At 48.9% G+C, this 24,930-nt stretch carries 22 protein-coding genes; 11 read left to right on the top strand and 11 right to left on the bottom strand.

Going from position 1 to position 24,930, the window contains the following annotated elements:
• Positions 1 to 52: 52 nt before the first annotated feature.
• The 5 genes from pheA to aroF form a co-directional block, all read right to left on the bottom strand.
• Positions 53 to 1,198, bottom strand: a complete 1,146-nt coding sequence (pheA, locus tag BLV66_RS04710; protein WP_086987582.1) for a prephenate dehydratase — start codon at positions 1,196 to 1,198, stop codon at positions 53 to 55.
• Positions 1,199 to 1,218: 20 nt separating this feature from the next.
• Positions 1,219 to 2,316: a chorismate synthase gene (gene aroC / locus BLV66_RS04715; RefSeq protein WP_086987581.1), complete on the bottom strand. Its 1,098-nt coding sequence runs from the start codon at positions 2,314 to 2,316 to the stop codon at positions 1,219 to 1,221.
• Positions 2,313 to 3,608 (bottom strand): 3-phosphoshikimate 1-carboxyvinyltransferase, encoded by a 1,296-nt coding sequence (aroA, locus tag BLV66_RS04720; RefSeq protein WP_245826753.1) that lies wholly within the window; start codon positions 3,606 to 3,608, stop codon positions 2,313 to 2,315. Before aroA ends, aroC begins: the two co-directional genes overlap by 4 nt.
• 73 nt (positions 3,609 to 3,681) lie before the next feature.
• Positions 3,682 to 4,755, bottom strand: a complete 1,074-nt coding sequence (aroB, locus tag BLV66_RS04725; protein WP_086987579.1) for a 3-dehydroquinate synthase — start codon at positions 4,753 to 4,755, stop codon at positions 3,682 to 3,684.
• A gap of 184 nt (positions 4,756 to 4,939) precedes the next feature.
• Positions 4,940 to 5,965: a 3-deoxy-7-phosphoheptulonate synthase gene (gene aroF, locus BLV66_RS04730; protein WP_086987578.1), complete on the bottom strand. Its 1,026-nt coding sequence runs from the start codon at positions 5,963 to 5,965 to the stop codon at positions 4,940 to 4,942.
• A 455-nt stretch (positions 5,966 to 6,420) separates the two neighbouring features.
• On the opposite strand from aroF, the gene aroE reads away from it, so the two are divergent.
• The 6 genes from aroE (at position 6,421) to BLV66_RS04760 (ending at position 10,189) form a co-directional block, all read left to right on the top strand.
• Positions 6,421 to 7,230 (top strand): shikimate dehydrogenase, encoded by an 810-nt coding sequence (aroE, locus tag BLV66_RS04735; protein ID WP_086987577.1) that lies wholly within the window; start codon positions 6,421 to 6,423, stop codon positions 7,228 to 7,230.
• An 18-nt stretch (positions 7,231 to 7,248) separates the two neighbouring features.
• Positions 7,249 to 7,779: a shikimate kinase gene (locus tag BLV66_RS04740; protein WP_086987576.1), complete on the top strand. Its 531-nt coding sequence runs from the start codon at positions 7,249 to 7,251 to the stop codon at positions 7,777 to 7,779.
• The gene (locus BLV66_RS04745; RefSeq protein WP_245826752.1) at positions 7,763 to 8,623 is read left to right on the top strand and encodes a prephenate dehydrogenase; all 861 of its coding nucleotides are present in this window, start codon (positions 7,763 to 7,765) and stop codon (positions 8,621 to 8,623) included. Before BLV66_RS04740 ends, BLV66_RS04745 begins: the two co-directional genes overlap by 17 nt.
• Before the next feature lie 158 nt (positions 8,624 to 8,781).
• Complete coding sequence (locus BLV66_RS04750) at positions 8,782 to 9,492, top strand: DUF2238 domain-containing protein (RefSeq protein ID WP_086987575.1); 711 nt, start codon at positions 8,782 to 8,784, stop codon at positions 9,490 to 9,492.
• 9 nt (positions 9,493 to 9,501) lie between these two features.
• Positions 9,502 to 9,945 carry a GNAT family N-acetyltransferase gene (locus tag BLV66_RS04755; RefSeq protein WP_086987574.1) on the top strand — a complete coding sequence of 148 codons (444 nt, stop codon included), beginning with the start codon at positions 9,502 to 9,504 and terminating at the stop codon, positions 9,943 to 9,945.
• A gap of 19 nt (positions 9,946 to 9,964) precedes the next feature.
• Complete coding sequence (locus BLV66_RS04760) at positions 9,965 to 10,189, top strand: hypothetical protein (RefSeq protein WP_086987573.1); 225 nt, start codon at positions 9,965 to 9,967, stop codon at positions 10,187 to 10,189.
• An 88-nt stretch (positions 10,190 to 10,277) separates the two neighbouring features.
• Here the strand turns inward: BLV66_RS04760 and BLV66_RS04765 are convergent, their stop codons facing one another.
• From BLV66_RS04765 to BLV66_RS04790, 6 genes are all read right to left on the bottom strand, one after another.
• Positions 10,278 to 11,282 (bottom strand): sugar kinase, encoded by a 1,005-nt coding sequence (locus BLV66_RS04765; protein WP_086987572.1) that lies wholly within the window; start codon positions 11,280 to 11,282, stop codon positions 10,278 to 10,280.
• 496 nt (positions 11,283 to 11,778) lie between these two features.
• Positions 11,779 to 12,555: an IclR family transcriptional regulator gene (locus tag BLV66_RS04770; RefSeq protein ID WP_086987571.1), complete on the bottom strand. Its 777-nt coding sequence runs from the start codon at positions 12,553 to 12,555 to the stop codon at positions 11,779 to 11,781.
• 126 nt (positions 12,556 to 12,681) lie between these two features.
• Positions 12,682 to 13,323, bottom strand: a complete 642-nt coding sequence (locus BLV66_RS04775; RefSeq protein WP_086987570.1) for a YrrS family protein — start codon at positions 13,321 to 13,323, stop codon at positions 12,682 to 12,684.
• Between the two features lie 88 nt (positions 13,324 to 13,411).
• The gene (locus BLV66_RS04780) at positions 13,412 to 13,876 is read right to left on the bottom strand and encodes a threonine/serine exporter family protein (protein ID WP_086987569.1); all 465 of its coding nucleotides are present in this window, start codon (positions 13,874 to 13,876) and stop codon (positions 13,412 to 13,414) included.
• On the bottom strand, positions 13,873 to 14,658 hold the full coding sequence (locus BLV66_RS04785) for a threonine/serine exporter family protein (protein WP_086987568.1): 786 nt from the start codon (positions 14,656 to 14,658) through the stop codon (positions 13,873 to 13,875). Before BLV66_RS04785 ends, BLV66_RS04780 begins: the two co-directional genes overlap by 4 nt.
• Before the next feature lie 77 nt (positions 14,659 to 14,735).
• On the bottom strand, positions 14,736 to 18,020 hold the full coding sequence (locus BLV66_RS04790; protein ID WP_086987567.1) for a DEAD/DEAH box helicase: 3,285 nt from the start codon (positions 18,018 to 18,020) through the stop codon (positions 14,736 to 14,738).
• A gap of 317 nt (positions 18,021 to 18,337) precedes the next feature.
• On the opposite strand from BLV66_RS04790, the gene BLV66_RS04795 reads away from it, so the two are divergent.
• The 5 genes from BLV66_RS04795 to BLV66_RS04815 all read left to right on the top strand — a co-directional run bounded on the left by BLV66_RS04795 (position 18,338) and on the right by BLV66_RS04815 (position 24,813).
• Positions 18,338 to 18,973: a CBS domain-containing protein gene (locus BLV66_RS04795; protein WP_086987566.1), complete on the top strand. Its 636-nt coding sequence runs from the start codon at positions 18,338 to 18,340 to the stop codon at positions 18,971 to 18,973.
• A 15-nt stretch (positions 18,974 to 18,988) separates the two neighbouring features.
• On the top strand, positions 18,989 to 19,816 hold the full coding sequence (locus tag BLV66_RS04800) for a pyruvate, water dikinase regulatory protein (RefSeq protein ID WP_086987565.1): 828 nt from the start codon (positions 18,989 to 18,991) through the stop codon (positions 19,814 to 19,816).
• Between the two features lie 30 nt (positions 19,817 to 19,846).
• The gene (ppdK, locus tag BLV66_RS04805) at positions 19,847 to 22,516 is read left to right on the top strand and encodes a pyruvate, phosphate dikinase (protein ID WP_086987693.1); all 2,670 of its coding nucleotides are present in this window, start codon (positions 19,847 to 19,849) and stop codon (positions 22,514 to 22,516) included.
• Positions 22,517 to 22,812: 296 nt separating this feature from the next.
• On the top strand, positions 22,813 to 23,151 hold the full coding sequence (locus tag BLV66_RS04810) for a zinc ribbon domain-containing protein YjdM (protein WP_205076523.1): 339 nt from the start codon (positions 22,813 to 22,815) through the stop codon (positions 23,149 to 23,151).
• A gap of 873 nt (positions 23,152 to 24,024) precedes the next feature.
• Positions 24,025 to 24,813, top strand: coding sequence for an NAD-dependent epimerase/dehydratase family protein (locus BLV66_RS04815; RefSeq protein WP_086987563.1), 789 nt, complete (start codon positions 24,025 to 24,027; stop codon positions 24,811 to 24,813).
• Positions 24,814 to 24,930: the final 117 nt, after the last annotated feature.

Genomic DNA, 24,930 nt, shown 5'->3' on the forward strand with positions numbered 1-24,930 from the left:
AAACACAAAAAGCCAGCAACGCGCCGCACAAGGCAGTCGTTGCTGGCTTTTCTTATTTGTTTTCCGTTGCGGCGATGTAGCAGCCCAATAAACGGAAATAGACGCTGCTCCGGTGGATGAAGCGCAGGGCTTCATGGACGTTTTCGTCGGCGATGTTGCCTTCGAAATCCAGGTACAACAGATATTCCCATTTTTCCCCTTCGACGGGGCGGGATTCGATCTTGATCAGGTTGATGTGGTACCTCGCGAAATGACGCAGCAGCTTGAAAAGCGTGCCGGCTTGATTGTCCAAAGAGAACACAACGCTGACTTTGTTGCAGCGCGGATTCGACTCGAGGTCCTTGCCGACGATGATGAAGCGAGTCGTGTTTTCGCTCTGATTTTGGATGCTCTCCGCCAAGATAGAGAGGCCATGGATCTGGGCGGCTCTTCTGCTGGCGATGGCACCTTTGTGCGCATCGCCGGAATCCTTAACCATTTTTGCGCTGTCGGACGTGCTGTGGAACGGAATCTGACGCCACTGCTCGTGGTACTTGAAATAATCGGTAGATTGCTGGAAACCTTGCGGGTGCGAATAGACTTCTTCGATCTGATCCAGACTGGTCCCTTCCAGGCCGATCAGGTGCTGTTCGATTTTGATGTATTGCTCGCCCACGATGGAAAGGCCGTATTTGTACAACAGGTCGAGCACTTGTGAAATCGCACCGGTAGAAGAGTTTTCCACAGGCAGAACGCCATAATCGATTTCTCCATTTTGGATGGCCAAGAAAAGCGACTCAAATGTATGGTAGTTTTTAGGATCGCGGGGCGCTTCCTTGAAATAGGCCAACATCGCTTCTTCACAGAAGGACCCCGTTTCCCCAAAGTATCCAATCTGCGCAGGTTGCTTGGGTTCGTGAATCGCAAAAATCTGCTCATAATCGTTCGAGGCTGCCCGGACATCCTTCTGGACCTCCTTTGAAAGATCCATGATCGTATCCAAGAAATGATGGGTCTGCACCGCAAATTCATCACTCTTCAGATGGGTAAGATTCTGTTCCGCAACGCGCTGCTCACGGCCTTCATCAAAGATGGGCAAATCATGTGCCACCTTGTAATTACCGATGGCTTGGGAAATGTGCATCCTTTTTTCGAACAGAGCCACAAGCTCCTGATCAATGGCATCCAACTCTTTGCGATAATCTTCTAAATCCGTCATACTCGCCTTCCACTCCGTTCTCAGTCGTATTTATAGAATTTGGAATCCAACAGCAAATCCAGGATTGCGATTGCCGTCACGGCCTCCAAGACAGGAATGGCGCGCGGTACGATGATCGGATCGTGTCTGCCTTCAACCGATAATTCCGCATCCGTCTTGTCTTCGATGTTGATGGTTTGCTGCAGCTTTGTGATGGAAGCTGGCGGCTTGATCGCCACTTTGTAGATGATCGGCATGCCGTCCGTGATGCCGCCCAAAATGCCGCCGTTATGGTTCGTGCGGGTCTTGATCTGGTCGCCGTCATAATAATAGGAATCATTCGCTTCCGATCCAAGCATTTCTGCGATGCCGAAGCCGCTTCCGAATTCCAAACCTTTGATGGCAGGTACGGAGAAAAGAATATGTGCCAGAACGGACTCAACGGAATCAAAGAACGGATTGCCGACTCCTGCCGGGATACCCAAGACGCAGATTTCCGCCGTTCCGCCGACGGAATCGCCGCTGGCTTTTGCTTCGCGGATCAGATTGCGCATTTCCTCTTCAAGCGACTCGTTCAACAAAGGCAGTTCTTTGCTTGCAAAGCCTTTCAGCATTTCAGGTGTGACTTCCGTGTTCAGGAAGCTGTCATCCTGGATTTTGGCTACGCTCTTCACGTGACCCCCGATGGTGATGCCTTGCTTTTCAAGCAATTGCTTCGCGATCGCACCAGCAAACACTAACGGTGCCGTGATCCGGCCGGAGAAATGGCCGCTGCCGCGGTAATCGTTGAAGCCGTCGTAACGGACATAGCCTGGGTAATCGGCCTGACCAGGACGCATCAATTTCTTCATCTGACCGTAGTCTTTGGACCGCGTGTCGCTATTGCGGATGATCGCCGCAAGCGGGCTGCCTGTCGTCATGTCGTTGAAGTAACCGCTCAAGATCTCAGGCTGATCTTTTTCTTTCCTTGGCGTCGTCAAAGCACCTTGACCTGGCGCTCTCCGTTTCATTTCCTCCAGAACTTTATCCATATCGATCTTATGGCCTGGTGGTAGACCGTCGATGGTGACGCCGATTGCGGAACCATGTGATTCGCCGAAGATGGATACCTTTAATTTATTCCCAAATATTCCGCTCATTGTATCTTGCCCCCTATAGCTTTATAGTCTTCCCAAAAATTCGGATACGATTTTGAAACGCACTCGGCATCCGTGACCGTTATCGGCTGTTCGCAGACTGTCGCAGCTATCGCCAGCATCATGGCGATGCGGTGGTCTTTGTAGCTCCAGACCGTCTCTCCGCCCTTCAGCGCTTTGACGCCGTGGATCAGCAGGCCTTCCGGCAGTTCTTCGATGTCAGCACCCAGTTTCTTCAATTCGCTGGCCGTCGCTTGCAGACGATCGCATTCTTTGATGCGCAGTCTGCCGGCGTTGATGATTTCCGTTCTGCCTTCGCTCAGGCAAGCCGTCAACGCGACGACCGGAATGATGTCCGGGCATTGCGCCGCATCGATCAGTGTGCCGTGCAGCCCGCCTGTTGCCGTGCCGATCAAACCGTTGCCCTGTTGCTCGAAAGTGACGCCCATCGCTTCCAGAATGGAGACGACAGCCCGGTCACCCTGTAGCGAATCCATCGAGAGATCGTCCACCAACAGATCGTTCCCCAATGCGTCTGCGCAAAGGAAGAAGGCCGCTTGGGAATAATCCCCTTCGACGCGGTAATCCGTCGCTTTGTAGGATTGTCCGCCCTTAATCCGGAAGAGTTGATGGCCTTCGTTTTCGATGGTGACACCGAAAGCGCTCATGACATCCAACGTCAAATCGATATAGCCGATCGATTCAAGCGGAGTCGTGATCGTGATGACCGAGTCTCCGCCCAACAGTGGCAAGGTGAACAAAAGACCCGTGATGAATTGCGAGCTGACATTTCCAGGAAATGAGAAATGTCCCGGTTTCAGGTTCCCGTCCACGACCAAATCAAGTTCGCCTTCTGTCGGTTTGTAAGAGATGCCTTGTTCCTCGAAAATATCGTAAAAGATCGTCAATGGACGTTTGCCCAGATTCCCTCTGCCGACGAAGCGGCTCGCGCCTTGGAAAAGCGTCGAAATCGGAACGACAAAACGCAAGGTCGAACCGGATTCATTGCAGTCGATCAGGTGTTGAGCGGTCGTTGTGTCCCCAGCTGCTTTTGCTTCTGTAACGTATTGGCCCGCGCCGGTGATCGTCAAGGTGCTGCCGTCCTGCTCGATGATTGCTCCGAATGCCTTCATGGCCTCCGTAGTTGCGATGATGTCATCCGAAAGCGCGATGTTGTCGATCTTGCAGGTGCCGTCGGAAAGCGCGGCACAGATGACCGCACGGTGCGCCAAACTTTTTGAAGGCGGGACAGTCACTGTTCCCGATAGCTTATGTGGCTGTATCGTCAAATCCATTATAATCCTCCTATTTGTTTCATCTATATGTGTTTCTCCAATTTTATCCTGCTGTTTCTTCTATAGTATAGTTCTAGATGTTCTCCAGTTCATCAAAGAAAGCAATGGTTTCATCCTGGACGTAGCTGATGCCGATTTCCTTCAAGAGGATGACTTTCAGATGGTCGTCCAAATTCTTTTTGTCCAACGTCATGATCGCCAACAAGCTTTCCAAATCAACTTCTTCCATATGCAATTCTGTAGGCAAGCCGACCTGTTTCGCCAGCGCTTCGATCACAGCTGCCGTTCCGGGTTGCGTGAATCCTTTTTTCTCGGAAAGGCGTGTGATCGCGACCATGCCGATTGCCACCGCTTCACCGTGCGAATATTTCGCATAATTGGTGTAGGTCTCCAAAGCGTGCGCAATCGTGTGCCCAAAATTCAGCAGCATCCGTTCGCCTGTGTCCTTCTCGTCCTCTTCCACGACTCTGCGTTTGATGTCGCAGCACGTATAGAGGATTCTTTCGATGTGTTCCATCATCTCTTCGCGGGTATGCAGCGTCTGGAGGAAGCTGAAGAATTCGGCATCCTTGATGCAGCCGTATTTGATGACTTCCCCTAGACCGTCGCGGAAGAAGTGATCCGACAGCGTGTTCAGCATTTCCGGGTCGATGAAAACCTTCTTCGGTTGGTAGAAAGCACCGACCAGGTTCTTCCCTCTTGCCAAATCGACGCCGACCTTGCCGCCGATGCTGCTGTCCACTTGGGCCAACAAGGAAGTCGGGATTTGGATGAAAGGCACGCCGCGTAGGAAGCTGGCAGCGGCAAAGCCTGCTAAATCTCCGATGACGCCGCCGCCCAAAGCAATAATCAACTCACTCCGGTTCAGTTGGAAATCCAACAATTGTTCATAGATCAGCGGCAGCATCTGGAAATCTTTCGTCTGCTCGCCGGCAGGCAAGGCAACCACAAGCGTTTCGTACCCTGCAGACTGCAGCCCTTCCTCCAACTGGGACCCGTAATGCGCATTGACGTTATGGTCCGTGATGATGGCAATCTTCTTGCCGCCGTAGATTTTTTTGATTTCTTCAGGAAGACGGTGGCGCAAGCCATTTTCGATCAGGATCGTATAGCTGTTTTTGCCGAGCCCTACATGTAATTCAGCCATTGTTTCACTCCTCATTCAGATTTGATAAAAAGAAAAGCGGAACGGGTTCGCTCAGCCCTGAAAGAATTTTAGGAAATCGTGCCGCCTGAGCATCGAAGAGCGCAATAGGTGCGATTTATTTAAATTCCGAAGGGCTAACCCGTGAAGATAGCCAATGCATTGGAATGCAAGGAAAACTCTTCCTTTATTTTACCGCATCCAAATGCTTTCCTTCAATGGCAATCAATTGTTTTACGACAGCCATCAACTCATCGAACTCATTCGGGTTCAGGCACTGTTGGCCATCGCTCCATGCGTTCTCAGGATCGTGGTGGATTTCAACCATCAGACCGTTCGCGCCGGACATGACTGCGGATTTTGACATGGATGGCACCAAGTAAGCTGAGCCGCCAGCATGACTTGGGTCGATGATGATCGGCAAATGGGATAATTTTTGGATGACCGGAACGGCTTGGATATCCAAGGTATTGCGCGTTTCCGTTTCGAATGTGCGGATGCCGCGTTCGCAAAGGATGACGTTTTCGTTCCCTTCGGACATGATGTATTCAGCAGACATCAACCATTCTTCGTAAGTTGCGGACAGACCGCGCTTCAATAGGACTGGCGTCTTTGTTTTGCCGACTTCCTTCAGCAGATCGAAATTCTGCATGTTGCGTGCTCCGATTTGGATCATATCGACATCCGCCTCGAACTCATCAACGAATTTCGTGGACATCAATTCGGTTACGATCGGCAAGCCAGTTGCTTCCTTCGCCAATTTCAGCAAACGTAAGCCTTCCAATTCCAAACCTTGGAAGCTGTATGGAGATGTACGCGGTTTGAAAGCTCCACCGCGTAGGAAGTTAGCGCCTGCAGCTTTTGCGCGTTGCGCGATGCTGATGATCTGTTCTTCGCCTTCAACGGAACAAGGACCCGCAATCACGCCGAAGTAGCCGTTACCGATGCGCTGGCCGTCGATTTCGACAATCGTATCATCTGGATGAAATTTACGGTTCGCCTTTTTGTATGGCTCCTGAACTTTCAATACGCGTTCGACGATATGATGTTGCTGAATGGTGTCCATCGATACTTTCGAAGTGTCCCCCACCAAGCCCAAAATAGTCATTGTTTCGCCGATTACCGGGCTCACGATGACCCCTTTATCCGTTAAGCGTTTAGTCAGTTCGTCGATTTCCTCTTTTTTGGCCGTTTTCTTCAAAATGATGATCATGTCTTGTTCCTCCTAAGTATGTTTTTGCTTTTAAAAAAATAAAAAGCGGTGCCCATTTTATATGAGCACCGCGTTAAGCTTCGTTATCCAAAAATGCTGTTGCCTGACGATCCGTCCTGCAAACTATTTCTCGCATCCTCTGATGTTTCTCATATTCGCTCTATGCAATTTTTTCCAAACAAAATATCCAGCGCTAAAATAGAAGCCCCAGAATGTAAAGTATGTAAAGTAAAAGTTTGTTTGTAAAAGATTGATAGCATGCGTGGAACCCATCGGATGACCTCTTCTCTTGTGTATCATTTAATCAGCTGAACTCATAATGAAAACGTCTGATTTCAATCATTATAACAAACGTTCTAATCATTGCAATAGTTTTTTAATTTTTTTTTAATTTAAACTGGGTATTGAAATTTGCATGGCAATAATCTACACTTTCCTAAAAGGAGTGAAACTTGATGCAATTTTTCGGATTATTCGGCGAACATCTGAGCCACAGTTATTCAGAAAGAATCCATTCGACCTTTTTCGATCTGATCGGTATGGATGCCGGTTATAAACATATTGAATTGCCCCCTGAAGAATTGAAAGAAGCGATTGAAGGGATCCGCGTGCTTCAGTTTGTCGGCGTCAACGTGACGATTCCCTACAAACAGACGGTGATGCCTTACTTGGACGAAATCACACCGGAAGCGGCGCGCATCGGTGCAGTAAATACAATCAAGGTAAAAGACGGTAAACTTTACGGCGCTAATACCGATTATTATGGATTCGGAACCATGTTAGCTTCGCACGACATCACCATCGAAAACAATACAGCTATGGTTTTGGGTTTTGGCGGTTCCGCAAAAGCAGTCGTTTTATATTTGCTTGATAACGGCATCAATAAAATTATCATTGTTTCACGAAAAAAAGGCTCACTGACTGATATTCCGGAGGATCCGCGCATCTCCTTGATGAGTTACGATGAGATTGCCGACATTTCAGGCGATCTCATCATCAACACGACACCGCTCGGCATGTTCCCTGATAACATCGGCCTCAGCGCTGTCCCTTTGGAAGTGATCCGCCAATTCAGCGCAGCTGTGGACCTCATCTACAACCCGCAGGAAACGGAATTCCTTCGTTTAGCAAAAAATGCCGGTCTGAAAACCTGCAACGGATTGGAAATGTTGGTGCATCAAGGTATCAAATCTCAGGAAATCTGGCTGGAACGGCCTTTCGAGTTGACATTGAACCAAAAAATCTATGAAAAAATAACATCATAACGGGAATAGGTGAAGGATTTGGGAAAAAATATCATCCTGATTGGGCTGCCTGGCGCAGGCAAGACGACTTTAGGAAAATTATTGAGCAATATTATCGGTTACCGTTTCATCGATTCAGATGCCTTTATTGAGGAGAAGACCGGTAAGAGCATCACTGACCTCTTCCAAATCGGAGAGGACTATTTCCGTAGCATCGAGTCGGATGCCTATAAAGAAATTGCTAATTTCGATGATACGGTCGTGAGCACGGGCGGCGGTGTCGTCAAACGAAATGAAAACATCGTGGCCTTAAAAAAGAACGGCACAGTCTACTATATCGATCGCGCCGTCGAAGACATCACGCATGACATCGAAGTTTCCCATCGGCCGCTGCTGAAAGATGGATTTGAAAGGATCTATGCGCTGAAGGCCGAACGTGAGAGCCTTTACCAAGACGCTGCGGATTTCGTCGTCAAGAACGATAAACCGTTGGAAGAGCTCGCTGCGGAAATCATCGCGCGCCACACTGGAGCAGGAAAGGAAGGCAACGCCCATGACACCCCTGAATAAGGAGCTGAATATCACAATCGTTGGCCTGGGCGTCATCGGCGGGTCCTTCGCGATGGCCCTTCACGATGCCGGGTACCGCAATCTTTACGGGATCGACATCGATCAGGCGACTCTGAACAAAGCTAAAGCGCAACAACTCATCAAGGAGGGCTATCAGGATGGGAAAGATATCCTGCCGCAATCCGATTTGGTGATTTTTTCGCTCTATCCCCGTCTCGTGCATGATTTCATTGTCACTCATAAGGATCATTTCAAACCGGGATCGATTCTGACGGATGCGACTGGCGTCAAAAAATTCTTCATTGAGGATATCCTGTCGGTTTTGCCTTCCTCGATCGACTTTGTCTTCGGTCATCCGATGGCCGGACGCGAGAAAAAAGGCATCGACTTCGCCAGCAGTTCCGTCTACAAAAATGCGAATTATATCCTGACGCCGCTCCCATCGAACAAAGAGGAGAACCTTGCTTTCATGGAGGCTTTGATCATGGAAATGGGCTTCGGACGAATCACGCGTATTTCTGCTGATTACCATGACGAAATGATCGCTTTCACCAGCCAGTTGCCGCATGCGATCGCCGTCGCTTTGGTCAATAGCGATGTCGAAGACCGGGAAACGGAGAAATTCACAGGCGACAGTTATCGCGAGTTGACTCGGATCGCCAAAATTAATGAAGAGCTGTGGAGTGAACTTTTTCTGGAGAACAAAGAGTATTTGCTGAAGAGCATCCAGACGTTTGAAGATCAGCTCGACCTGATTAAGACGGCCATCAAGAACGATGACAGCGTAGCCCTTAAACAACTTTTCATCAAATCGACCAAGCGTCGGGAAAAGTTTGACAGATAAACGCATGTTTTTATTTATGGATAACAAAAAGGATGCCATCGCGGCATTCTTTTTTTTGCAGCTTTAGGTGGCTCGACAAGTTGCGATTCCCGCTGAAGTCGACTAAAATGATAGTAGATGATATATGAGCTGAATAAATGAAAGAAGGCTGAAGAACCATGCGTGAAACGCTGAAAAAATTCAGTTACGCTGTTATCCTGTTCATCTTTGCGAGCTTCATCCTGATCACTGGGTATGAATTTGTGCGGTTCATCCAAACGAGAGGCACTGAGAAGCAAGCAGAGCATTTCCTGCGGCTTGTTCAAGTCGGCTTCGGGCTGGTTGCTTTGCTCTTCCCTTCGCTCCTGAGGAAACATACGCGTATCCTCTTACCTCAAAGAATCACCTTTATCTATGCTGTGTTTCTCTATTTGGCTCTCTTATTGGGCAGTCTTGGCGGGTTCTATGACACGGTTGCCGAATGGGATACACTCCAACATGCCTTGAGTTCTGCTTTATTTGGGGTGCTCGGATTTTCCGTCATCGCCAATCTGCAGGAGGGAGGCGTCCAAAGATTGAACCTGACACCGGTTTTATCTTCACTTTTTTCTTTCTGCCTGGCAACTACAATCGGTGTGCTTTGGGAATTTTATGAATTTTTCGCTGACAGCGTCATGGGCCAAAATACGCAACGGACCGCTACAATCGAGGGTGTCCCTCTAATCGGGCAGTCAGCTTTATTGGATACGATGGGTGACCTGATTGTGAACTGCACGGCCGCTGCGATCGTCGCTATCTTGGGCTACTTCGCCTTGAAAAGCAGCGGTAATTGGCTTGAATCCTATTTAATCACATTCGATACAGAACCCAAAAATAACGAAACGGACTAGGGGTAAAAAATGATTACAATACGTAACCTTTCACAAGACAATATCGAGGCCGCGCTTGCGTTGAGCGTCGATGATTGGCAGCGCAAATACATCCGCCCTAATGCGGAAATGCTTGCGCTCGCCTATGTCCAACCGCAAGAATTTTTCCCTGTCGCCCTTTATGCAGAGGAAGAACTGGTCGGCTTGGCGTTCGTCAAAAAAGAGCAAAAGGCTGCGATCATGACGCTCGAACAGTTCATGATCGGTCAGCCCTTCCAATCCAAAAGTTTCGGTTCCGAAAGCGTTAGGGAGATTGCGAAATGGATCGAAACGCAATTCGCCTGCACGCTGCTGCAAGCATCCATCCAAATCGGCAATCAATGGGGACGGGAAACGCTCGAAAACGCAGGCTTCATGAAGCGCGGCACCGATCTTGAAAAGCGCGAAATCGAAATGATCTACATTATGAAATAAAGAAAAGTGAGGAAACAATATGAAACCTGGACAATACGAAGCATACATCAAATGGCGCAACAACATGGTCGATTTATCGGAGGACCTCGATGAGGACGAGGCGGCGCACACGCTCATCTGGGATGCCACCGATTCGGAAGCTCGCGACGACTTCAACTTGTTGTTGGCTTTCATGACGCTCGACCAAGTAAGTCAAAATGAAATGAAACAGTTGGAGAAGCAATACGACAGCGAATTCATCTGATTATTAAAGTTATCCCACGGCGCAGCCGACAAAAAAGGCAAGTATTCGGTTTATTGACCGAACGCTTGTCTTTTTGATATGCATTTTCTTATCGTTTGATGGCACCAGACTCGGAATTCATGAAGTCTTCCACTTCTTCAGCGGAAAACTGGTTGCAGTCGCCATGGATTGTGTGCTTCATGCTGGAAGCGGCAATCGCGAAATCGACTGTATGCTCCGGTGTATACTCGGAAAGGATGCCGTGCAGGATCCCTGCAGCATAGGCATCCCCGCCGCCAACCCGGTCAACAATCGGTGTGATCGTATGAACGTTCGAGAAAGTTGTCTCCCCTTTGCGCCACATCGTCCCTTGCAGCACATTGTGGCTTGCGGAATGCACCTGACGGATGGTGGAGTAGAAGACTTCGATGTTAGGATATTTTTCCGCCATCTTTTCGTAATAATAAGTCACATCTTCCTGCTCGCTTGTATTTTCCGTAATCCCCATCAGATACAATGCATCCAATTTGCCCGCAGAAAGATAGTCGGTCAACGGCAATACTTGCTGGAGGAAAGCTCCGCATTCAGCCTGCGTCCAAAGTTTGGCGCGGTAGTTGATGTCGAAGCTGACTTTGATTCCGCGTCTTTTCGCTTCCCGTACCAATTCGACCGACCATGCGGCCCAATCTTTGGTGAGCGCGGCAGTGACGCCGGAAATATGGAATAGGTTCACGTCCTCGAATAATTCATCGAAATCCCACTCCAAGGCTTCCATGCTTGAAAAACTTGAATGGGCACGATCATAGACAACGGAAGCCGCACGTTCCCCAACGCCGCTTTCCAAATAGTAGGTACCGAGGCGTTCGCCGCCTTTCCGAAGCAAAGCCGTACAAATTCCGTAGCTTTTCAGATGTTTGCGGACCGCAACCCCCAACGGATTGGCTGGCACTTTGCTAGCGAAAGCCACTTCATGACCGAAATTCGCCAGACTAATGCCGACGTTCGCTTCCCCACCGCCGTAATGCCCGGTGAAATTTGTGGAGTAAGTCATTAATGTCCCTGGATCTGTAGATAGGCGCAACATGATTTCGCCCAATGTCAAAATTTTACTCATCTTTTCGCACGCTCCCGATTATATTAATAGTTCATTTCATTGAACGCGGTTACATTCTCCTTTCTGGTTTGATGCAGCCGGCCTTAAAGTCATGATATAAAACTTTCGTTATTTCTAAATAGGAAATAACATTTTCATTTAAGAAATTCTTTGGTTTCATTATACGGTTTCCTTTGGGTTATTTCAACACCTATGTGAGCGAATTCCTTTTTTATTGACGTTTGGACAATAGTCTGTCACTTAACATTCTCAATTCCCAGAGATTTAGGACTTCGGAACATAGGGATATGAATTACCGCACAAAAATAACCCGCCAAAAGCATTTTGGCGGGGAGAAGCAGTTCAAATCACAGTCAAAAAAACCGCCGAAACCACTTTGGCGGGGAGAAACGTCCACGGACAACACGAGATTCTCCGCCAAACCCATTTTGGAGGGGAGATCCGGTCAACTCCAAACGCGCGAACTCGAACCAAAATACCAAATCAGAACACCCAATCAACTAATAAACGTGTTCGTCCTGCTCAATTCAGCCAACAGATTCTTTTTAGTTTCCAATACCTTTTCGATGGTCTTCTCGCGCTCGAAACGGTACTTCGGCGTGCTGACGCTGAATGCGCCATAGATTTTGTTGTCGATCACGAGCGCTGCCCCGATGCAGATGACATCCAGGTCGTTCTCTTCGTCATCGGTCGCAAAACCCGACTCTTTGACTTTTTTCACTTCTTCCTTCAGAACATCCCGATCCGTTATGGTGTTCGGCGTATCCGCGACCAGTTCGACCCGATCCAGATACGCTGCCAACTCTTCGTCGCTGAAGGCGGCCAGCATCGCCTTGCCCATCGCGGAACTGTAGAGATGGTTGGTGTTGCCGATGCGGGAATTGATGTTGGCGATCGCTTTCTGGGTCTCCAGCTTGTTGACGTAGAGGACCGCATCCTTATCCAGAATGCCCAAATGGACCGTTTCGTCCAAGCCCGCCTGCAGATTCCGCAGGTACGGATCGGTGATTTTGATGATGTCCAGATTCGCCAGTCGGTTGTTCGCATAGCGTATCAGCGCACTGCCTAGTGTAAAGCGCTTCGTCTGCTCATCCTTTTCGACATATCCGATCAAAAGCAGCGTGTCCAGGATTTTCAGTGCCGTCGGGCTGGACAGACCCGTGTTGGCTGCGATGGCGGCCAGACTCTGGGCCTCCTTGCTGTTGGATAAATGATCGATGATTTTTGCGGCTTTCAGCAGGACCGTTCCGTAAGGTTTTTTCTCTTCTTCCATTTTTGACACCCCTCAACTGTTTCCTATTCAGAAATAGTTTACCCTAAAACGAGCATTCCGTACAGAAACATTTCCAAATAAGCAACGCAAAAAAGCCCCCTATCAAAGAGCGCCTTGTTGTGTTGATCAGTTGTTCGGTATTTCGTTCAGTTCTTCCACAAGCGTGACTTGCCAGCCTTCGCCGTCGACCCAGTTGAGCTGGACGCGTGCGATCGTCTCTTTTTGTGTATCGGAGACTGTGGCGGTGACTTGTTGATCGCCGGCGTTGCCGATCCACCATTCGATCATGTTGTCGGCGCTGATGCCGGTCACGGCAGCAATGGCTTGCTTGATTTCATTGCGGTCGGCGGAGCCGTCGCTGTAATCCGTGACATGTTCCCCGGTTTGGGTCGTGCCGATCGGTTTCCAGTCACCGGTATAGGCCGTGCTCACATTGTCATCGGTGGATGGAACTTTCTCCGTCTCGGTATCTTTATCGTTCTCTTCTGCAGACTCTTCCTCGGCGCTGTCTTCCTCTTCGTCCGAAGATTTTTTAGCTGAAGAAGACGTTTCGCTGGAGTCATCCGATTCGGTGATGATCATGCTTTGTGAGTTTGTTTGATTACCTGCCGCGACAGATGGTTCTTCATCATTCCCGTAAAAAATATTATAAAGGAGCAAGAGCCCTAAAAATGCGGTGGCGATGATGCCCAAGATAACGAGCAGGTTATTGCGTTTATGATTTCGGTGTAAATCTTGTCTGGTCGGTTTTTGATTGTTTTCGGACATGCGTTAGCCCCCTTCTGAATGATACAAGTTTAGCATATTTGCGATACGTCTGCGTTAAATCCAGTTTACATCTCTGTGTCACAGGCGGCTATTTAGCCTGGTTTTTCTTTTGCTTTGACACCTTAATCCTGGCCATGAGCCCGAAAAGGCTGTCCACAATGAAAATTGCCAATGCGATAGCTCCTGATATTTGTAGCGTCAGGACCAGATGCTGCTGCGCGACTGCATACTCTTTGTTGATGAAGGAGTAGACCGATTGATAAACGCCCGCCCCCGGAACCAGCGCTATGAAGGCTGGGATGAAATAGATCGTCACCGGCGTCTTCAGATAACGTGCGAACAGATGCGCGATCCAAGCGATGAACAGACTGGCCAGAAAAGTAGCACCGACGATGTCCAAAAACGACAGTCCGACAAGGTAGACTCCCCATCCCAAAGCCCCGCCCAACGCGCCATAGCGCAATGTCCGTTTCGGCGCTTCCAAAGTAATGGCGATAAAATTGACGGCTATAAAAGCGACGACCATTTCCAAAACGATATTCAGAAAGTTCATCGGATCACCTCTCCGCCGACGATCAAACCGGCACCGATGCCAATTGCGATGAAAACAGCAATCACAAAGGCCTCCAATATTTTGGCTGCTCCCGACATGTAGTCCCCGCGGAAAGTGTCACGGATACCGTTCGTCAGCACGGTACCCGGCAACAAGGGCATGATGGCGCTGATGATGATCGTATCCGGCTGTATCGGAAACGTCAGCAGTTCAGACAAAATGGCCGTCAACACGGCGATCACAAAACTGGAGACCATATTCTGGATGAACGGACGGATTTTCCATTTGGCCGCGATGTGCAGAACAAAAGAAACTGCGGCGCTGACCGGAATCATCGCCAAAAAGTCATAGAAGGTGCCTCCCATCAAAAAGATAAACATTTGGATGAAGCCGATCAGAGCAAAACTTTTTTGGCGACCGCTGTATTGGATTTCGTCGATGTTCTGCAGCGCATCGTAAGCCTCTTGGATCGTCAATTTGTCTTCGACGAAATTCCGCGAAACGGCATTGACGCGGGAAACCCGGTTCAAGTTCGTCGTGCGTTCCGTAATCCGTTTAACGACCGTGATCGCGTGCATATTCGGACTGTCAAGCGTAGCGACAAGCCCGGTCGTCAAAGCCAACGCTTCGGTCATCTGCAGCCCGGTCTTCTTCAGGATGCGCGTCACCGTATCCTCGACACGGTACGTTTCCGCGTTGCTTTCCAACATGATTTTCCCGGCCAGTACCGCTGTATCCATGTATAATTCAAAATCCATTTCCGGATTAGGTGTAACCGTCATCCAAATCCCCCTTCCTTTTCAAAACATTATTGGTATATGTAAAAGTTTGTAAACTTTCCAAGCTCAAATTAAAGTAGCTAGGCTTGCATTTCCAATAGCTGCATCAATTCTTCTTTCGTCAGGGATGTGACCGATTGGCCCCCAGCCTGTATGACGGAATCGATCATTTCGCGCTTCTGTTCCTGCAATTCGTTGATTCGTTCCTCGATCGTGCCAGTCGCAATCATGCGCATGACCTGGACGACCTTTTTCTGGCCGAAACGGTGCACGCGGTCCGTCGCTTGGCTTTCGACTGCCGGATTCCACCAAGAGTCGTAGAGAATGACGGTATCCCCGCCCGCCAAGTTCAATCCGGTCCCGCCGGCCTTCAGGGAAATCAGGAAAAGATCCTTCTCTCCTTCGTTGAAGCGGGTCGTCAGGGTCAAGCGATCCTGATTCAGCGTCTGACCATCGAGATAGAAATAAGTATCTCCTGTTTCATCCAACTTTTTGCGGATGATGGCCAGCATTTGCGTGAACTGGGAGAACAAGACGACGCGTCTGCCGTTCTCTTTGGCCTCCGCCAAATACTCCATCAACCTTTCCAATTTTCCGGACCCGCCTGTGTAGTCCGCCATTATCAGCGCTGGATCGCAACAGATTTGGCGCAACCGCGTCAAGCCGGCCAAGATTTTGATCCGGTTTTCGTTCAGCGTCTTTGCGTCCAGCATCTCTTTCGTTTCCTGGCGCATCAACTGCAGCTGCGACAGGTAAACGGTCTTTTGTTTTTCCGTCATTTCGATGTAGGAAATCGATTCGATTTTCGGCGGTAGATCCTTCAGCACATCCCCCTTCATCCTGCGCAGGATGAACGGTTTGACTTTCTTGGCGATTTCCGCTGGTTCCAGCTGCTTGAAGTCTTTTTTCGTTCCGAAGAGCCCGGGCTGTGCGATACTGAAAATTGTGTAAAGTTCAGACAAGGCATTTTCGATCGGCGTCCCGCTCATTGCAATTTTGTTGTTGGCGATGAGCGCGGAGGCGGCTTTCGTCGTCTTTGCCGTGGCGTTCTTGACGCTCTGCGCTTCATCCAGGATAACGGTACGGAATGCCAGCCCTTCATAAAGATCCTCATCGCGTTGCAAAAGCGGATAGGAGGTGATCCAGACCGGAATATTTTCGGCGATTGCTGTCGTTACGCAGTCGCTTCTTTCGCTTTTCGTACCGGTGATGAGCTGCGTACGGATGCCGGGCGCGAACTGTTGGAATTCCTTTTGCCAATTGTAAAGCACACTGGAAGGGCAGATGACCAAATAAGGTTTTTCGTCGCGTTCCCCGAGCGAACCAGCAATGAAGCTGATGATCTGCAGTGTTTTGCCGAGCCCCATATCGTCCGCTAGGATTCCCCCGAAGCCGTAATAATCGAGCCCTTTCAGCCATTTGAAGCCCGTTTCCTGATAAGGGCGCAAAGTCGCTGTCAAATCGTCTGGCAAGTCGAAGTCGATTTTTTCGGGCTTCTCCATCCGATTGATGAGCGTCATGAAATCCTCATTCTGATGAACGATCCCCGCGTCGGTATCCACACCGAAAGCCTTATAGAGCGGCAAAGACATCTCTTTCTTCAGATCCTTCAAAGGTACGTCCAGCTGCACGACCGCATCGGTCAACTCCTTGATTTCCTTTTGGCGCAAGTTGACGATTTTACCGTTGGACAGGCGATGATAGTTTTTGTTCTGTGCGATCTGACGGACCATCTGTTTCAGGTCTTCCACATTGATTTCATCGGTTCTGAAGGTCACATCCAAAAGCCGTGACTGGTTGTTGACTTCGATTGCGACTTTCGGCGGCCTGACCGGTTGGTAAAGCAGGTTCTCAACAGCCGCTGTCGTGAATATTTCGCAATAGGGAGCGAGCTTCTCAAGACCTTCGTACAGGAACGACATGATATCATCCAAGACCTCCAGATAGAGGGAATTCTCAAATTGAAACGCATCATTTCCTGACTCGATGAATTTTTGCAATAAGACTTCCTCAGCGATCCTGTCCCTGACAATTGTTTCAGGCAACAGGATTTTTTCAGTTTTGATTTCTTTTGTGCCATCAATTTTGGTTTCACCATAGCGGAAAAACAATTCCAAAATCAGTCTTTCCATTTTCCAGTCCAGATAGAGTTCAGCCTGCAAAGGATAACGTTGGTAGCTCGCCTGCACGGATTCCGTTAGCGAGATGTTCGCAAATTTCTGCATCGCTGGAACAGCGATCGCCAAGAAATCACCAGCGGCTTCCGGTGGGATATGCAATCCCTCATGCCCGGACTGCGAAATGGCTGCATAGATGCTGTTCAAGCGGTCCTTTATACTTGTGGTCAAATAATAAAAATGTCCGCCTATAAGAAAGATATCCGCCTCATGGAAAAAAATGTTTTCTGGTGCAGCCTCTGTCGTCTCTTCGAAAAGCAGGCCACCATCCGTTAATTCACTCAGGTCAAAACGAATCGGCAATTTTTCAGAACCCATCACCAAATTTTCCGGCAATATGCGTTTCCCATAGGTCTGATAAGGATTGGTTTTGAAGCTGGCTAGAGGTGTCATCGACAACTTTTCCAATAGTTCTTTCAGCATACTCCCGGGCAAAGTGATCTCTTTGCGATCCTCGTTCGACCGACGCTCACGGCCTGAAGCTGTAGCAGAATCGCTGACTTGCTTCAAAAGAAGAAAAACGGCACGGTCCTCAGCGGACAGTTCATGTTTGTCAGCTGAAAAAGTGAATTTTTTGCCAAAGGGAACCTGCTGTCCCGTCAAAATGCTGTTGACGACGTATTCGCAATCTTTCACAATATAAAGTTGCCCGCACCCTACCCGCATCTGCAGACTGAAACGTTGCCCATAGCGAAGGTTGGACATGATCAGTGTAAATTCCACCTGGATGGGTACCCTATCGAATAGATCGTTTTCTTGAAGCAATTCGAATTGAAGCACGTTCAGCAAGCGTCTCGTCTGTTCGCTATCGTATTGCTTCATCGAAGCATTGCTGGTCACATCTCCTGTCGATGCTTTTTTGATTGAGGATTTCCGTTCATCTCTGTATTCCGAGGAAGAATTAAGTAACTCAAGCAGGAAGGCAACTACATGTTTACAGGGTCCAGGATAACCTTTGAAGGCCGGACACGGACAGTAGTAATCCTCGATTTCCCCATATTCATCAAGATAAACCTCTACATCATAGATTTTTGTCCCTTTGATGTCTGCATAAAAGGAACGCCCACCCTCTTCCGATCTGAAATTCCGGATTGTCCTGCTCTCAAACAATTGCAGCCCTTTCTCGAACGTGGTTTTGCTGTATGTAATGTCCTTAATATCTTGCGTATTGTATCCCACTGATACCATTCTCGGTCCACATCCTCGCTTAGTCTTTATAAGTTTACCATAGACCCGTGTTGATCAGGCTACAAAAATAGCGCCAGGATTGTTGGATGCGACAGAACGTGGCAGAATGTTCGGGGACCGGTGGGCCATATTCCCGAATAGCCATCCTCCAATCGGGAATTCCCCTTTCCACAGCGCTATTTGCAGTAACTTCGGCCCCACTATATTACAGTATGCAAATATAATCACAAAAAAGATGTCACTTTGTGTTGACAACGCCCCCAATGTGACATACTATATATTCATTAGAACATCACATTAAGAATTGAGGTGAAAAAATGGAACTTACCGATAGGCAAAAACAAATAATCGAAATCGTCAAGAAACAGCAGCCGATTTCCGGTGAAAAAATTGCCTCCATACTAGGATTTGCGCGGGCGACGCTGCGCCCTGACTTTTCGCTGCTGACGATGAGTGGCATCCTTCAGGCCAAACCGAAAGTTGGTTATCTCATCAATGAGGAGCACACCAACTCCGTGCTGGTCGAACAGATCGCCAAACAAAAAGTCGAAAAGGTGATGGCGATCTCGGTTAACCTTACCAAAGAAACGAGCATCCAGGATGCCATCATCCAGCTTTTCTTGGAGGATTGTGGTTCCCTTTATGTAACAGACAACCGGGAAATACTGGGGATCGTTTCCCGCAAGGATCTGCTCAAGAGCGCTTTGGGCGACTCCGATCTGAATGCCATCCCGGTCGGAATGGTCATGACGAAAATGCCGAATCTGTATACCGTCTTCAGCGATACATTCGTTGTCGATGCCACGAAATTACTCGTTACCCATCGCGTCGACAGTTTGCCAGTCCTTTCCCGTTCCGTGTATGAAGAAACCGGAAAAAAAGAGGTCATCGGAAAATTTTCGAAATCGACCGCCAGCAGATTGTTGCTTGATATATTCAACAAAGACCTTTAGGAGGAAAGTGTGCAAATGGACCTTAATGCAATTTACTTAGTATCTGATTCCGTCGGAGAGACAGCCGATGTGGTGATCCGATCCGCCCTCTTCCAATTCGAGACGGAAAATTACCAACTGAAAAAATATTCCTACGTGCAGACGGCCGAGGAAATCGACGACATCTGTGAAAAAGCGGTCGAAGATGAGAAGGCAATGATCTTCTACACCTTCGTGAAAAAGGAAATGGCCGATTATATGAAAGTGAGGATCGAACAATCCAGCTTGATCGGAGTCGACATCTACAGTCCGATCCTGACCGGCTTGGGCCAACTGTTCCAGCTTCCGGCCAAGGAGAAACCGGGCATCAACCGCCAACTGGACAAGGACTATTTCAACCGCGTCGAAGCCATCGAGTTTTCCGTCAAATACGACGACGGACGCGATCCGCGCGGCATCGAAAAGGCCGACATCGTGCTGCTGGGCGTGTCCCGCACCTCCAAGACGCCACTGTCGATCTATCTGGCGAACAAGAATGTGAAAGTCGCAAACATCCCGCTATTTCCGGAATCGAAGCCGCCGAAAGAAATATTCACGATTGCACCGGAGCGGATCATTGGCTTGGTGAATTCACCGAAAAAACTCAATGAGGTCCGTAAAGAACGCCTGAAAACGCTTGGACTGCCGCCCTCCGCCAGCTACGCCGGGATGGAACGCATCCTCGAAGAACTCGAATACGCAGACCAGATCATGAAACAGATTGGCTGCGAGGTCATCGACGTTTCGAACAAAGCAATAGAGGAAACCGCAGACCACATCCTGCACTATATGGATGTCATGAACATCAGCCGCAAACAACTTTAGACCACTTATAAGGAGGAAAAGTATATGACTATGACTAAGCAATGGGTTTACCGTTTTTCAGAAGGCAAAAAAGAACAAAAGATGTTATTGGGTGGAAAAGGCGCCAACCTCGCCGAGATGACCAATCTCGGCCTGCCCATTCCTCCAGGATTCACGATCACGACTGAATCCTGCATCCATTATTTCGATGAAGGACGGACACTTTGGACTGCAATCCAACAGCAGATTGATTACGCCCTCATCGACCTGGAAAACGCGGTCGGGAAATCGTTCCATGACCCTTCTAACCCGTTGCTGGTGTCGGTCCGGTCCGGTGCTGCTTTCTCAATGCCTGGCATGATGGACACAATCCTGAATTTGGGACTGAATGATGCGTCCGTCGCCGGTCTAGCCGAACAGACGCAGAACCCGACTTTCGCTTTCGACAGTTACCGTCGTTTCATCCAGATGTTCGCCGATGTCGTAAAATCCGTTCCGCGCATCCATTTCGAATCGATTTTGGATACAGTCAAAAATGAGAACGGTTACCAGTTCGATAACCAATTGACATTGGAAGACCTGACCGACCTGGTCGCGCAATACAAAGCCGTATACCAACGGGAAACCCGCGAAACTTTCCCGCAAGAACCGCTTGACCAATTGCACCAAGCCGTTCAGGCCGTCTTCTCATCATGGAACAATGAAAGGGCTATCCTTTACCGCGATATCCACGATATTTCGCACAATCTGGGCACAGCCGTCACCGTTCAAAGCATGGTGTTCGGAAACCGCGGCAACGATTCGGGTACAGGTGTGGCCTTCACGCGCAATCCGGCTACCGGCGAGAAAAAACTGTTTGGGGAATTCCTGATGAACGCGCAAGGCGAAGATGTCGTGGCAGGCATCCGCACCCCGTTAAATATTGACACACTGGAAGAAGTGATGCCGGCAGTCTACAACGAATTCAAGGCCATCGCTGAAAAACTGGAGGATCACTACGCCGATATGCAGGACATCGAGTTCACGATTGAAAAAGGCAAGCTGTACCTGCTGCAGACCCGCAATGGGAAACGGACAGCAGCCGCAGCCGTCGCGGTGGCAGTGGATTTGGCCGACGAAGGCCTGATCACGAAAGAAGAAGCGATTATGCGCATTGAAACCGACCAATTGGACAAATTGCTCCACCCGACTTTCGACACGAAAGCTTTAGAGGAAGCTACGATATTGGCGACGGGACTTGGCGCATCGCCAGGAGCGGCATCCGGACATATCTACTTCTCCACAGCTGATGCCGAAGCGGCACAAAAAGACGGCATGCCGGTCATTCTGGTCCGCCGGGAAACCTCCCCTGAAGATCTAGCAGGCATGATGAGTTCTGAAGGCATCCTGACGGCACGAGGCGGTATGACTTCACACGCGGCAGTCGTGGCCCGTGGTCTGGGCAAATGTTGTGTGGCCGGCTGTACGGCAGCGGTCATCGATGAAGAAAACAAAACCATCGTCATCGATGCTGTTACGCTTCACCAAGGCGACCTGCTTTCGATCGACGGCGCAACCGGAAGAGTCTACGCCGGCACCATCGCCAAGCAGAACCCGACTTTGGGCGGCAAATTCAGCACCTTCATGGAATGGGTCAATGAAATGAAAGTGCTGCAAGTAAAAGCCAATGCGGACTCCCCGACCGACGTTAAGCAAGCATTATCCTTGGGCGCGGAAGGCGTCGGACTTTGCCGGACCGAGCACATGTTCTTCCATAAGGACCGGATACCGGTAGTCCGCCAGATGATCCTTTCCCGCACGCTGGACGAACGCAAGAAATACTTATCTAAATTGTTGGGAATGCAGCGCCAGGATTTCCAGGAAATGTTCGCCTTGCTGCAGGATCGCCCGATGACCGTCCGGCTGTTGGATCCGCCGTTGCATGAATTCCTGCCGACAACACATGCAGACAAAGTCGCACTGGCGGAAGCTATGGGAGGCACTTTGGCTGGACTTGAGGCGCATATCGATTCGTTGCATGAAGTCAATCCGATGCTCGGGCACCGCGGTTGCCGTTTGGCGGTCACTTACCCTGAAATCTACCGGATGCAAGCGCGCGCCATCATCGAAGGCGCCATCGCCGCTTCCGAAGAAACCGGCAGCACGATTACTCCGGAAATCATGATTCCCTTGGTCTGCGACGTCGACGAGTTGCGCTACGTCAAAGCGGAAATCGTGGCGGAGATCGAGGAAGTACTCTCTGAAAAAGCTGTGAACATCCCTTACCTGATTGGGACCATGATTGAAATCCCGCGTGCTGCCGTCACTTCCGATGAAATTGCAATGGAGGCGGACTTCTTCAGCTTCGGCACGAACGACATGACACAGATGGGCTTCGGCTTCTCCCGCGACGATGCCGGCAAGTTCCTTCAGGAATACGAAGAAAAAGGCTTGCTGAAGCCGAATCCTTTCCACTCATTGGACGTCAAAGGCATCGGTAAACTCGTCAAATTGTCCGCCAAGTTGGGTCGCGAAACAAATCCTGGCTTGATGCTGGGCGTCTGCGGAGAACACGGCGGAGATCCTGATTCTATCGCCTTCTTCTCAAGCATCGGTTTGGATTACGTTTCCTGCTCACCATACCGCGTGCCGATTGCTCGCTTGGCTTCCGCGCAAGTAGCAATCAAAGAAAAAAAAGCGAAAATGTCTGTTCATAAAAATGCTGTGTTGAGCAGCATTTAATCGAAAGGACCCGGATCGATGACTTCGATCCGGGTCTTTTGTGAAGGTCACGATGAGATAACGCTCTGGTTGTCCAATTCTTCTTGGTTATCGGACAACCAGAGCCAACAACACATACAGTGGCTTTCAGAACGGTTATCTTTCTGCTTATTGGTTATTATTCTTATATTGTCCGAATTCTATTGTCAACAAGGCGAAAATATGTCAGTATATAAGCATCTTCCGCCTTGGATACAAGGTCGGAAATGAAAAGTCAGAAGACAGTATTTCATAATAATGGAGGAATAAAAATCATGATGGAATTACCAAATTGTCCGAAATGCGGCTCTGCTTATACTTACGAAGACGGCGCTATGCTTGTCTGTCCAGAGTGCGCGCACGAATGGAGCGCGGATGCTGCTGATGCAGCAAACGAAGATCAATTGATCGTCAAAGATGCGAACGGCAACCTGCTGCAGGACGGCGACACTGTTACAGTCATCAAAGACCTGAAAGTCAAAGGCAGTTCGAGCGCTTTGAAAGTCGGAACAAAAGTTAAAGGCATCCGCTTGGTGGAAGGCGACCACAATATCGATTGCAAAATCGACGGCTTTGGCGCTATGAAACTGAAATCCGAGTTCGTCAAAAAAGCATAACAGTCAATCCAAACGAAAAAACTGGCGAGGATCCCTTAAGGGACCCTCGCCAGTTTTTTTAAATAATGGAATTGATATAATATAATCAAACTAAAAAGCGCATCATTGTATATATTTAATGCATTTGCACAATACTTCGTGCATTCAACAACGATGTCTAGCTGCACGGGTTAGCCCTTCGGAAATTAGATAAATCGTACCCTATTGCGCTCTTCGATGCTCAGTCGGCACGATTTCCTAAATTTCTTTCAGGGCTGAGCGAACCCGTTCCGCTTTTCTTCTCTTCACATTTAATTGGGTGATACGTTACCATTCTATCCGGCCTCACGCCTTTCATCTGTACGATGGCTGTCACACCTGACAGCTAGGAGATATGCGTCGGATCACCGTTCCTTTCCTTTGTGACTTGTCGTTAGAAAGATTAATGGTCATCACCCCCGTTTATTGCGTATGTTCATTATGATAAGCCTGTTGATTCCGTTCAGGACCAACAAAAAAACACATGCGAAAGCACGTGTTCTGTCGGGCAAAAGAATGAATGGGAAAATTGTTTAACAACAGATCCGTACTGACCTTGAGAAGCACGCATTTGCAAATTCAACAAGTCCATCCTACTCACTCCCTCGTTTTCGATTGAAAAGTATCTTGCCCTTGCCTATCATCTTACCCCTATTATACTAGGATAATCCCTGTGGCTCAATTAATTTACCCAATCCTTACAGAAATAAAATAATCCCGTTTTGATTGCCCATTCATTGCTTTTGTAAGGGCTATCCTTTGACATTTTCCAGCGGCTTGCATACAGTTAAAGCAAAGCCACTCACGAGCATAACAGCAAAGTTTGTCGCATAGAAACAAGGAGGTTTACCAATAATGACTACAATCATGATCACAGGAGCAAGCGGTAATATAGGAAAAGTTTTGGTGGATCATCTGAAAAAGGACTACGAATTGACTTTGGTTGATATCCATTTTCACGACATCGAGCCGGCACTTTTGGAGGGAACAATCGTCAAGGAACTGGACCTGACTGTCGTCGGCAACTGGGACGGCCTGCTGGAAGGAATCGATTACGTCATCCATCTGGCCGCAAATCCTTCGCCCTATGCTGCTTTCGACGATTCGCTTATTAGCTTGAACTACAAAATGCCCTACTACTTGTTTAAGGAATCATCAAAATACGAGAACTTTGTCAAGCGCATCATCTTTGCGAGCTCCTTCCATACCGTCAGCGCCTACCCCAAAAATGTACAGATTCCCGTCAATGCCCCAGTCCGTCCGGGAGACCTTTACGGCGTATCAAAAGCCTATTTGGAGAGCTTGGCCAGCCACTTCGCCTTTACCGAAGGCCAAGAATCAGTCGGCATCCGCATCGGCAACTTCGATGAAAACCTCGACAATCCATTCATCAATGAAGCAGACTTGGCCGAATACGTGTCGCCGCGGGATCTTTGTCATCTCATCGATTGCGCTCTCAACGCCACGCTGATCGAGCCGTTCCTGTTGGTGAACGGACTGTCGGACAATCGGTTCCCGCGCCTGGACATCTCGCAGGCACGCACAGCCATCGGTTATCGGCCACTCGACGATGCTTTCGTGATGAAGGGTTTCTTTAAGGATGACAACGGTGATCCTGTCGAACTGTCCAACGAGGAGCATTGATTCGATGATTTGTGAACAAGTTTCCGTTTTTGTACTTTTTCGCCTACATCCGCCTCACTAGCTCTTGAAGAGCAGGAATCGAACTGATAAGATGTTCAGAGGAGACAAAAGATGTTT

Source organism: Trichococcus collinsii (assembly GCF_900107505.1).
Classification (GTDB): domain Bacteria; phylum Bacillota; class Bacilli; order Lactobacillales; family Aerococcaceae; genus Trichococcus; species Trichococcus collinsii.

What these genes read in the sequence shown, in the direction of transcription:
- pheA (WP_086987582.1), bottom strand. Translation starts at nt 1,198, where the DNA reads ATGACGGATTTAGAAGATTATCGCAAAGAGTTGGATGCCATTGATCAG.
- aroC (WP_086987581.1), bottom strand. Translation starts at nt 2,316, where the DNA reads ATGAGCGGAATATTTGGGAATAAATTAAAGGTATCCATCTTCGGCGAA.
- aroA (WP_245826753.1), bottom strand. Translation starts at nt 3,608, where the DNA reads ATGGATTTGACGATACAGCCACATAAGCTATCGGGAACAGTGACTGTC.
- aroB (WP_086987579.1), bottom strand. Translation starts at nt 4,755, where the DNA reads ATGGCTGAATTACATGTAGGGCTCGGCAAAAACAGCTATACGATCCTG.
- aroF (WP_086987578.1), bottom strand. Translation starts at nt 5,965, where the DNA reads ATGATCATCATTTTGAAGAAAACGGCCAAAAAAGAGGAAATCGACGAA.
- aroE (WP_086987577.1), top strand. Translation starts at nt 6,421, where the DNA reads ATGCAATTTTTCGGATTATTCGGCGAACATCTGAGCCACAGTTATTCA.
- BLV66_RS04745 (WP_245826752.1), top strand. Translation starts at nt 7,763, where the DNA reads ATGACACCCCTGAATAAGGAGCTGAATATCACAATCGTTGGCCTGGGC.
- BLV66_RS04750 (WP_086987575.1), top strand. Translation starts at nt 8,782, where the DNA reads ATGCGTGAAACGCTGAAAAAATTCAGTTACGCTGTTATCCTGTTCATC.
- BLV66_RS04755 (WP_086987574.1), top strand. Translation starts at nt 9,502, where the DNA reads ATGATTACAATACGTAACCTTTCACAAGACAATATCGAGGCCGCGCTT.
- BLV66_RS04760 (WP_086987573.1), top strand. Translation starts at nt 9,965, where the DNA reads ATGAAACCTGGACAATACGAAGCATACATCAAATGGCGCAACAACATG.
- BLV66_RS04765 (WP_086987572.1), bottom strand. Translation starts at nt 11,282, where the DNA reads ATGAGTAAAATTTTGACATTGGGCGAAATCATGTTGCGCCTATCTACA.
- BLV66_RS04770 (WP_086987571.1), bottom strand. Translation starts at nt 12,555, where the DNA reads ATGGAAGAAGAGAAAAAACCTTACGGAACGGTCCTGCTGAAAGCCGCA.
- BLV66_RS04775 (WP_086987570.1), bottom strand. Translation starts at nt 13,323, where the DNA reads ATGTCCGAAAACAATCAAAAACCGACCAGACAAGATTTACACCGAAAT.
- BLV66_RS04780 (WP_086987569.1), bottom strand. Translation starts at nt 13,876, where the DNA reads ATGAACTTTCTGAATATCGTTTTGGAAATGGTCGTCGCTTTTATAGCC.
- BLV66_RS04785 (WP_086987568.1), bottom strand. Translation starts at nt 14,658, where the DNA reads ATGACGGTTACACCTAATCCGGAAATGGATTTTGAATTATACATGGAT.
- BLV66_RS04790 (WP_086987567.1), bottom strand. Translation starts at nt 18,020, where the DNA reads ATGGTATCAGTGGGATACAATACGCAAGATATTAAGGACATTACATAC.
- BLV66_RS04795 (WP_086987566.1), top strand. Translation starts at nt 18,338, where the DNA reads ATGGAACTTACCGATAGGCAAAAACAAATAATCGAAATCGTCAAGAAA.
- BLV66_RS04800 (WP_086987565.1), top strand. Translation starts at nt 18,989, where the DNA reads ATGGACCTTAATGCAATTTACTTAGTATCTGATTCCGTCGGAGAGACA.
- ppdK (WP_086987693.1), top strand. Translation starts at nt 19,847, where the DNA reads ATGACTAAGCAATGGGTTTACCGTTTTTCAGAAGGCAAAAAAGAACAA.
- BLV66_RS04810 (WP_205076523.1), top strand. Translation starts at nt 22,813, where the DNA reads ATGGAATTACCAAATTGTCCGAAATGCGGCTCTGCTTATACTTACGAA.
- BLV66_RS04815 (WP_086987563.1), top strand. Translation starts at nt 24,025, where the DNA reads ATGACTACAATCATGATCACAGGAGCAAGCGGTAATATAGGAAAAGTT.